Origin of the sequence: Pseudomonas sp. DrBHI1 (assembly GCF_002205115.1) — a bacterium.
Lineage (GTDB): Bacteria > Pseudomonadota > Gammaproteobacteria > Pseudomonadales > Pseudomonadaceae > Aquipseudomonas > Aquipseudomonas mosselii.
In genome coordinates this window covers 61,248-68,753 of record NZ_NIBE01000050.1, presented here as the reverse complement: position 1 = coordinate 68,753, position 7,506 = coordinate 61,248, and the positions used below count along the sequence as shown (strand labels likewise).

General features: G+C 67.8%; 10 protein-coding genes. 3 read left to right on the top strand and 7 right to left on the bottom strand.

What is annotated here, in order from left to right; translation table 11 throughout:
* The 4 genes from CC207_RS27480 to CC207_RS09195 form a co-directional block, all read right to left on the bottom strand.
* Window positions 1–1,274 (bottom strand): glucose PTS transporter subunit IIA (locus CC207_RS27480; protein ID WP_256582053.1); only part of this gene is annotated, 1,274 nt, incomplete at its 3' end.
* Between the two features lie 18 nt (window positions 1,275–1,292).
* Window positions 1,293–2,315 (bottom strand): SIS domain-containing protein, encoded by a 1,023-nt coding sequence (locus CC207_RS09205; RefSeq protein WP_088851975.1) that lies wholly within the window; start codon window positions 2,313–2,315, stop codon window positions 1,293–1,295.
* A complete protein-coding gene (nagA, locus tag CC207_RS09200) occupies window positions 2,312–3,400 on the bottom strand; it encodes an N-acetylglucosamine-6-phosphate deacetylase (protein WP_028691622.1) in 1,089 nt (362 codons plus the stop codon). Before nagA ends, CC207_RS09205 begins: the two co-directional genes overlap by 4 nt.
* An 11-nt stretch (window positions 3,401–3,411) precedes the next feature.
* Window positions 3,412–4,143, bottom strand: coding sequence for a GntR family transcriptional regulator (locus CC207_RS09195; protein ID WP_028691621.1), 732 nt, complete (start codon window positions 4,141–4,143; stop codon window positions 3,412–3,414).
* A 558-nt stretch (window positions 4,144–4,701) separates the two neighbouring features.
* Between CC207_RS09195 and CC207_RS09190 the strand changes: the two genes are divergently transcribed.
* Together CC207_RS09190 and CC207_RS09185 are read left to right on the top strand one after the other, a co-directional pair.
* The gene (locus CC207_RS09190) at window positions 4,702–4,941 is read left to right on the top strand and encodes a hypothetical protein (protein WP_088851974.1); all 240 of its coding nucleotides are present in this window, start codon (window positions 4,702–4,704) and stop codon (window positions 4,939–4,941) included.
* Window positions 4,938–5,180 carry a DUF3077 domain-containing protein gene (locus CC207_RS09185; RefSeq protein ID WP_028691619.1) on the top strand — a complete coding sequence of 81 codons (243 nt, stop codon included), beginning with the start codon at window positions 4,938–4,940 and terminating at the stop codon, window positions 5,178–5,180. The genes CC207_RS09190 and CC207_RS09185 overlap by 4 nt, the downstream gene beginning before the upstream one ends.
* A 40-nt stretch (window positions 5,181–5,220) precedes the next feature.
* Here the strand turns inward: CC207_RS09185 and tatC are convergent, their stop codons facing one another.
* From tatC to tatA, 3 genes are read right to left on the bottom strand one after another with little or no spacing between them, the layout of a single operon-like run.
* Window positions 5,221–5,955 (bottom strand): twin-arginine translocase subunit TatC, encoded by a 735-nt coding sequence (gene tatC / locus CC207_RS09180; RefSeq protein WP_088851973.1) that lies wholly within the window; start codon window positions 5,953–5,955, stop codon window positions 5,221–5,223.
* On the bottom strand, window positions 5,955–6,242 hold the full coding sequence (gene tatB / locus CC207_RS09175; RefSeq protein WP_028691617.1) for a Sec-independent protein translocase protein TatB: 288 nt from the start codon (window positions 6,240–6,242) through the stop codon (window positions 5,955–5,957). Before tatB ends, tatC begins: the two co-directional genes overlap by 1 nt.
* Window positions 6,242–6,460, bottom strand: coding sequence for a twin-arginine translocase TatA/TatE family subunit (gene tatA, locus CC207_RS09170; protein ID WP_062574996.1), 219 nt, complete (start codon window positions 6,458–6,460; stop codon window positions 6,242–6,244). The genes tatB and tatA overlap by 1 nt, the downstream gene beginning before the upstream one ends.
* A 135-nt stretch (window positions 6,461–6,595) precedes the next feature.
* Here tatA and gspK point away from each other — a divergent pair.
* A partial coding sequence (gspK, locus tag CC207_RS09165; protein WP_088851992.1) for a type II secretion system minor pseudopilin GspK occupies window positions 6,596–7,506 on the top strand: 911 nt, incomplete at its 3' end.

The following is a 7,506-nucleotide window of genomic DNA, read 5'->3' as shown; positions in this document are numbered from 1 at the left end:
ATGGCCGCCGGTGGCAGGCGCAGTTGCCGGGTTTCGCCGAGCAGGGCGCGCAGCACCCGCTGCTGCAGGTCGTAGAGGTCGTTGGCGCGCTCGGCCAGCAACGGGTTGCCCAGGCTGCGCAGGACCTGGCACTGGGTCTCGATGGCGCGGCTCCAGGCATGGCTGGCGGCGACGCCGCCAGCGATATGCTGGCGGGCATCGCCGAGCAGAGCCGGGTCGTCGAGCAGGGCCAGGTGGGCCTCGAGAATCGCCGCCGCGTCCTCCTGGCCGCGAGGCAGGTGCCGCCAGTCGCGGTCGATGGCATGGCGGACCTCGGCCAGGGCGCTGTTCAGCGCTTGGTGCTGCTCGCCGGGGTCGTTGTCGCCGCTGTCCGCCGGCAGGCTGATGCCGTCCAGGCGCGCCAGTGGCCCGAGGGCGAGGCCGGGGGCGGCGCAGACACCGTTGAGCACGCCGGGCTCTGCATTGGGCTTGGGCGTGGCGGCACTGGTGGGCACGTGGGGGGCATGGCGTTCACCGACCGAGGCGGTCTGCACGGCGGCGATCAATGCCTGCAGCGCGGCCTGGCTGTCCGGCCCGGTGCAAATCAGTTCGACTTCGGCGCCTTCACCAACGCCCAGGCCCATGACCGCCACCAGGCTGTTGAGGTCGGCCTCGCGCTCGGCGAAGCGCAGCACGGCATGGCTCTGGAAGCCTTGCGCGGTCTGGCGCAGCAGGGCAGCGGGGCGGGCATGCAGGCCGCCGTGATGAGCGACCCGGGCATGACCGCGTGCGCGCTCATGGCTGACCGGTCGTGCCTGCGCTTCGCTGCCCGTGGCCTCGACCTCCAGCAGCGCCGCGCCCAGGCGCGAAGCACCTGTGTCCAGTCGCGTCAGGCCAAAGCCCGGGCCGTTGCTGACCAGCACCACGGTGACCAGGCTGACGCAGTGCTGCGCCACCAGGTCCATGTCGAAGCGCACCAGCGGTTGTCCCTGTTTCACTTGGTCGCCCAGCGCCACCAGCGGCGAGAAACCGCGCCCCTGCAGCTGCACGGTGTCGACACCGATATGCAAGAGGACTTCCGCGCCGTTGGCCGCGCGCAGGGTCAGCGCATGGCCGGTGCGCGCCAGTTGCACCACTTCACCGGCGCAGGGCGCGTGCAGCACGTCGTTCAACGGGTCGATGGCGACGCCGTCGCCCAGGGTGCCGCTGCTGAACACCGGGTCCGGTACCTGGTCCAGCGGTACCTGCGGTCCGGCGAGCGGGGCATGGAGGATGATCTTGTTATTGTCGGGCATGCGCTGTTCCTCGCGGCTTCACTGCGTGCAGGTCACTTTGCTCAGGTGGCGCGGCTGGTCGGGGTCGAGGTCGCGGGCCTCGGCCAGGGCCGCGGCCATGATGTAGAAGCTCTGGATCGCCAGCAGCGGGTCCAGGGCCGGGTGTTCGGCGCCGCTCAGGGTGAGGTCGCGCCCGGCGATATCGGCTGGTGCCGCCAACAGCACGCGGGCGCCGCGCTGGCGCATGTCGGCGGCCAGCTGCAGCAACCCGGCCTGCTCGACGCCACGGGGGGCGAACACCAGCAGCGGGTACTGGGCATCGATCAGGGCCATCGGGCCATGGCGCACTTCGGCGCTGCTGAAGGCCTCGGCCTGGATCACCGAGGTTTCCTTGAGTTTGAGCGCGGCCTCCTGGGCGATGGCGAAGCCCGCGCCGCGGCCGATCACCATCAGGCGCTCGCTGTCGCGCAGGGTATCGATGGCCGGGCTCCAGTCTTGCCCGGCGGCCTCGCGCAGCTGCGCGGGCAGGGCAAGGCCGGCTTCCTGCAGGGCGCGATCCTGGCCCCAGTGGGCGACCAGGCGGGCGCCGGCTGCCAGGGTGGCGACGAAGCTCTTGGTCGCCGCCACCGACAGCTCAGGGCCTGCGCACAGCGGCAAGTGGTGCTGGCAGGCCTGCTCCAGGGGCGAGCCTTCGGCGTTGACCAGCGAGACCGTGGTCGCCCCGCACTGGCCCAGGCGGCGCAGGCTGTCGACCAGGTCCGGGCTCTGGCCCGACTGCGAGAAGCCCAGCGCCACTTGGCCACGTACTCGCAGTGGCGCCTGCTGCAGGGTCACCACCGACATCGGCAGCGAAGCCACCGGCAGGCCCAGCTGCTGCATGGCGATGTAGGCGAAGTAGCTGGCGGCGTGGTCCGAGCTGCCCCGGGCCACGGTCAGCGCCACTTGCGGATCGAGCCGGCGCAGCTGTTCGGCCAGGGTTTCCAGGCGCGGGTCCAGCGTCTGCGTCTGACGTTCGACGACCTCGGCGCAGGCGCGGGCTTCTTCGAGCATCCTTGAACTCATGCGGTTTCTCCTTCGATCATCACGGCGGTCAGGTTCAGTTGGCGGTCCAGCAGCACCGCGTCGGCCCAGGCGCCCGGTTGCAGGCGGCCACGGTCGGCGATGCCGAGATAATCGGCGGGATGGCGGGACAGGCGCTCGGAGGCTTCGGACAGCGGCAGGCCGATCTTCACCAGGTTGCGCAGGGCCTGGTCCATGGTCAGGGTGCTGCCGGCCAGGGTGCCGTCGGGCAGGCGCACGCCGCCCAGGCACTTGGTCACGGTGTGGCTGCCCAGGCGGTATTCGCCGTCGGGCATGCCGGCGGCGGCGGTGGAGTCGGTCACGCAGTACAGGCACGGGATCGAGCGCAGGGCCACGCGCATGGCGCCGGGGTGCACGTGCAGCAGGTCGGGAATCAGCTCGGCGTAGCGGGCATGGGCCAGGGCCGCGCCGACGATGCCCGGCTCGCGGTGGTGCAGCGGGCTCATGGCGTTGTACAGGTGGGTGAAGCTGGTGGCGCCGGCCTCCAGGGCTGCCACGCCTTCTTCGTAGCTGCCCAGGGTATGGCCGAGCTGCAGGCGGATGCCGCGCTGGCTCAGGGCCTGGATCAGCGGCAGGTGGCCGGCGATTTCCGGGGCGATGGTGATGACCTTGATCGGCGCCAGGGCCAGGTATTGCTCGACCTCGTCGAGCAGCGCCTGGTGGGCGAAGTTCGGCTGCGCGCCGAGCTTGCCGGGGTTGATGTACGGGCCTTCCAGGTGCACGCCGAGGATGCGCGCGCCCTGGCGCGGTTGCTTGAGGTGTTCGCCTAGTTCGGCGAGCACGCGGGTCAGCTCCTCGCGGGGCGCGGTCATGGTGGTGGCCAGCAGCGAAGTGGTGCCGAAACGCCGGTGGGTACGGGCGATGGTGGCGAAGGCGTCGCCGCCCTGCATGATGTCGCTGCCTCCACCCCCGTGCACGTGCAGGTCGATGAACCCGGGCAGCAGATACGGCAGGTCGTTGGTCTGCGGGTCGCATGGCGTGCCCTCGATGGCCCGGATGCGGCCGTTTTCGAGGTGCAGTTGTCCGCGCACCCAGCCGTCGGGGGTGAGGATGTTGGCGATGTCCATGGGGGCTCCGGTCAGCGTCGCAGTTCGGCGACGAAGTCGTAGTAGTCGTTGCGGCAGTAGGTGTCGGTCAGCTCGATGGCGGTGTTGTCGTCGAGGTAGCCGATACGGGTCATCAGCAGCATGGCGGTGCCGGGGGCGATGCCCACCTGGGCGGCCAGTTCGTCGCTGGCGTTGATTGCGCGGATGTGTTGCAGGGCGCGGACCACCGGGCGGCCGAGCCGGTCGAGGTGCTGGTAGAGCGAATCGCCGATGGCCTGCGGGTCGCCGAGCAGTCGGGCGGGCAGGGTGCTGACCTCCACCGCCATGACGATATCGTCGGCCTTGCGCAGGCGCTTGAGGTGGACCACCTGGTCGGTGGGCGACAGGCCGAGGCGGATCAGTTCGTCGTTGCTCGGGGTGCCGATGCTGCGCTCGAGCCACTGGGAGCTGGGCACGAAGCCCTTCATGCGCAGCATTTCGCTAAAGCTCGACAGACGTGACAGGGGTTGTTCGAGGCGTGGCGTGATGAAGGTGCCGGAGCCCTGGATGCGATGGATCAGGCCTTGTTCGAGCAGGACCTCAAGGGCCTTGCGCGCGGTGACCCGGGAGATGTCCAGGGTTTCGCTGAGGGTGCGCTCCGAGGGCAGCGCCTGGTCGGCGGTCCATTGGCCGGCGTGGATGGCCTGCTCAAGGTTGCGCGCCAGCTGCAGGTAGAGCGGGGTGGCGCTGGTGTCGTCGGGGCGCAGGGCCGATAGAGGACGCATGGGCGGTGTCCGGTATTGTTGTTGGGTGGAAATTAATACCACTTTAATACCAGGTCAATACCACTGGTCCGATCAGGAATCTCGTTCTTGATTCTGGGGGCGCTTTGCGCCCCTTTCCGACCGGTCCGGCGCCCCGGCAAGGCCGCTCCCACAGGGACCGCACCATGGCAGAACTGGCACATATCCTGTGGGAGCGGGCTTGTGTCGCGAAAGGGCTACGCAGCAGCCCCGGCGATCTCAAAGACTGTCGGATATTTCCGAACCTGAAACCAAATGCTTCAGCCAGCAAAGCTTGGGAACTATCCTACGCGCTTGCCGGAAGCTGCCGCGTTGTCGGGGAAATACCCCAGGGATAACTTCACCGGGTCGCCACATTTGGTGACCGGGTGTGAGAACCCGCATCACGAAGAACGCCGCTCTGCTATGGCAGCCGTGCGCGGGCAGGCTCTGCCTGACCGGTTTTCTTCGTGACCGGGTTCTCACTCCGTGTACGGCTGCCACCCAATCATGTGAGAACGATCAAGTGGCGGTTCCTGTTAATCACGAAGGAACTTCCCAATGAAAAAACGCGTACCTGACCCGCCCCGTCTCGCACCCTCCATCAGTATCCGTTCCACGCTCACCCGCGATGAGGCCATGACCGCCGCCGTCGAAGTGGCCACCGCCATTTCCGATGTCCTCGATATCTACTTCAAGACCGAACCCGGAGAAGCCCAGGACCGCCTGTTCACCGCCAGCGACTACCTCGGCCAACTGGCCTGCGCCCTGCTCGAACACAAGCCGCAGGTCCGACCATGACTCGCGGCCACACCGCAGGCCGCACGGTCTGCCTGGACCTGTTCAAGGTCGAGCCAGGCGTTTCCTTCGAGGACGCCTTCAGCGAGTTGTCGGTGCTGCTTGGCTGCATTCGCCACCTGACCTGCGAGGCGGAAATGGAGGGTGACCTGCTGGCCGGCAGCTCGGCGCGAATCCTCAGTGCCATGGCCAAGGCGCTGATCGATGACATGGAGGTGGGGTTGAACAGGAAGACCTCATGACACCCGGGGGGCTGCAAAGCAGCCCCGACAATCCATCGGTCTACCCCGCCCGGCGCACCAACCCACACGCCAGCAACCCCACCTCGAACAGCACCCACATCGGCACCGCCAGCAGGGTCTGGGAAAACACATCCGGCGGCGTCATGATCATCCCCACCACGAAGCAGCCGACGATCACATAGGGCCGGCTGCGCCGCAGCGTGGCCACGTCGGTCAGCCCCGCCCAGACCACGATGAAGGTCGCCACCGGGATCTCGAAGGCCAGGCCGAACGCCAAAAACAGTGCCAGGATGAAGTCCAGGTACAAGCCGATGTCGGTCATCATCGCCACCCCGTCCGGGGTCACGCTGGCGAAGAAGCCGAACATCATCGGGAACACCAGGAAGAACGCGAACGCCATGCCGCCGTAGAACAGCAGGATGCTCGACACCAGCAACGGCAGGGCGATGCGCCGTTCGCGGCGGTACAGCCCCGGGGCGATGAAGCCCCAGGCCTGGTGCAGCAGCAGCGGCATGGCGACGAACAGCGCGCACATCGCCGTCAGCTTGAACGGCGTGAGGAACGGCGAGGTGACGCTGGTGGCGATCATGCTGGCGCCTTCGGGCAGGTAGCGGCGCAGCGGTTCGGAGATCTGCGTGTACAGCGTCTGGGCGAAAGGGAACAAGCCGCAGAACACCAGCGCAACCACCAGCAGGCAGCGCACCAGGCGCTTGCGCAGGTCGCGCAGGTGGTCGGTCAGCGGCATGCGCGCCGCCTGGTCGAGGGCGAGGGACATCAGGCGCTTTCCTTGGTGTGGACGACCGGGGTCGGGTCATTGGCCGGCGTCGCGTCGAGCTGGATGCCTTGGCGGATCTCCTGCTCCAGGCGCTGCAACGGCGCGGCATCCAGGGCGGGCATGTCGATCTCCCGCTCCACCTGCGCCTTCAACGCATTCAGCGCCCGACGGGCCTGGCCCAGCCCACGGCCGAGGGTACGCGCCGCCACCGGCAGGCGCTCGGGGCCGAGCACCAGCAAGGCGACGATGCCGACCAGCAGCAGTTCGGTGAAGCCGATCTCGAACATCAGGCCTGACGATCCGTTTGCGCCTGCTGCACCGGCTGATTGTTCAGCACCTGGGGTTGCTGCTCGACGCCATTGTCGGCAGTACCCCCCATGGACTTGCGAAAGCCCTGGATCGCTTCACCGACATCACTGCCCAGCCCCTTGAGACGCTTGGTGCCGAACAGCAGGAAGACGATCAACAGCACGATCACCAATTGCCAGATTCCGATGCCACCCATGTAAGACCACTCCTGTCAGGCCAAAGAAAAAGAAGGCCAATCCTGCCTTGTGCAGATGACGGGCACATGACTGCCATCTGGCTGAAACAACGGGCGTGTTGACTGGCGCTTTTTACCGCTGACAGGAAGACAGGGATGGGGCGCAGGCGACAACAGGGCGCGGCACTGCTGATGGTGCTGGTGGTGCTGGCGATGCTCGCGGCGGGGCTGGCCTGGCTGGTGGAAGATGGCCGGCGCCAGGTGGACGAGGTGCGCCTGTTGCACCAGCGGGTGCAGGTACGGGCCATGGAGCAGGCCGGGCTGGCCTATGCCTCCCAGGCCCTGCGCGATCCGGCTTGGCGGGCCAGCCCGCTGTTCTGGCAGGCCCTGCGTGGGCAGCCGTTGGCCTATGACTTCGGTGCCGGCAAGGCGCAACTGCGGGTGATCGACCAGCACACATGCTTCAACGTCAATGCCCTGCTGGGCGAGGACGGACCACGGGCCGAGCGCCAGCTACGCCACCTGCTCGGCGACGACATGGCCGCCGAGCGGCTGGTCGATGCCCTGGCCGACTGGCTGGATGCCGACAGCGATGCCCGCTTGCAAGGGGCCGAGAGTGCCCAGTACCTGCGCCAGCAGCCACCCCGGTTGGCGGCCAACCAGCCAATGCTCGACACCAGTGAGCTCAACCTGCTGTTGGAGCCGGACAGTGGCCGACAAAGCCGCTACCGAATGCTCTGCGCACTGCCATCGACCGGTGGCTGGCGACTCAATGCCAACGCCCTGGGGCTGGAGCACCTGCCGTTGCTGGAGGCCCTGTACGAGGGGCAGTTTTCCCGTTCGATGCTCAGCCGCATCATCAGCGGCCGGCCGGCGGCGGGCTATGTGGATGCCACGGCATTGCGCCAGGCGCTGGGCGCGGTGGATGACGAGACCTTCGCCCGACTCAGCGAAGGGTTGTTGCTCAACAGCGGCCATTTCGTGCTGCAGCTGTCGTTCGAGGAAGAGGGGCGCACGCTGCGCAGCCAGTTCCAGATCGAGGCGCTGGGCGTGGTGCAATGGCATGC

Coding starts and splice junctions, on each gene's coding strand:
- tatA (WP_062574996.1), bottom strand. CDS start 6,460: ATGGGTGGCATCGGAATCTGGCAATTGGTGATCGTGCTGTTGATCGTC.
- nagA (WP_028691622.1), bottom strand. CDS start 3,400: ATGGACATCGCCAACATCCTCACCCCCGACGGCTGGGTGCGCGGACAA.
- CC207_RS09185 (WP_028691619.1), top strand. CDS start 4,938: ATGACTCGCGGCCACACCGCAGGCCGCACGGTCTGCCTGGACCTGTTC.
- tatC (WP_088851973.1), bottom strand. CDS start 5,955: ATGTCCCTCGCCCTCGACCAGGCGGCGCGCATGCCGCTGACCGACCAC.
- CC207_RS09190 (WP_088851974.1), top strand. CDS start 4,702: ATGAAAAAACGCGTACCTGACCCGCCCCGTCTCGCACCCTCCATCAGT.
- CC207_RS09195 (WP_028691621.1), bottom strand. CDS start 4,143: ATGCGTCCTCTATCGGCCCTGCGCCCCGACGACACCAGCGCCACCCCG.
- CC207_RS09205 (WP_088851975.1), bottom strand. CDS start 2,315: ATGAGTTCAAGGATGCTCGAAGAAGCCCGCGCCTGCGCCGAGGTCGTC.
- tatB (WP_028691617.1), bottom strand. CDS start 6,242: ATGTTCGAGATCGGCTTCACCGAACTGCTGCTGGTCGGCATCGTCGCC.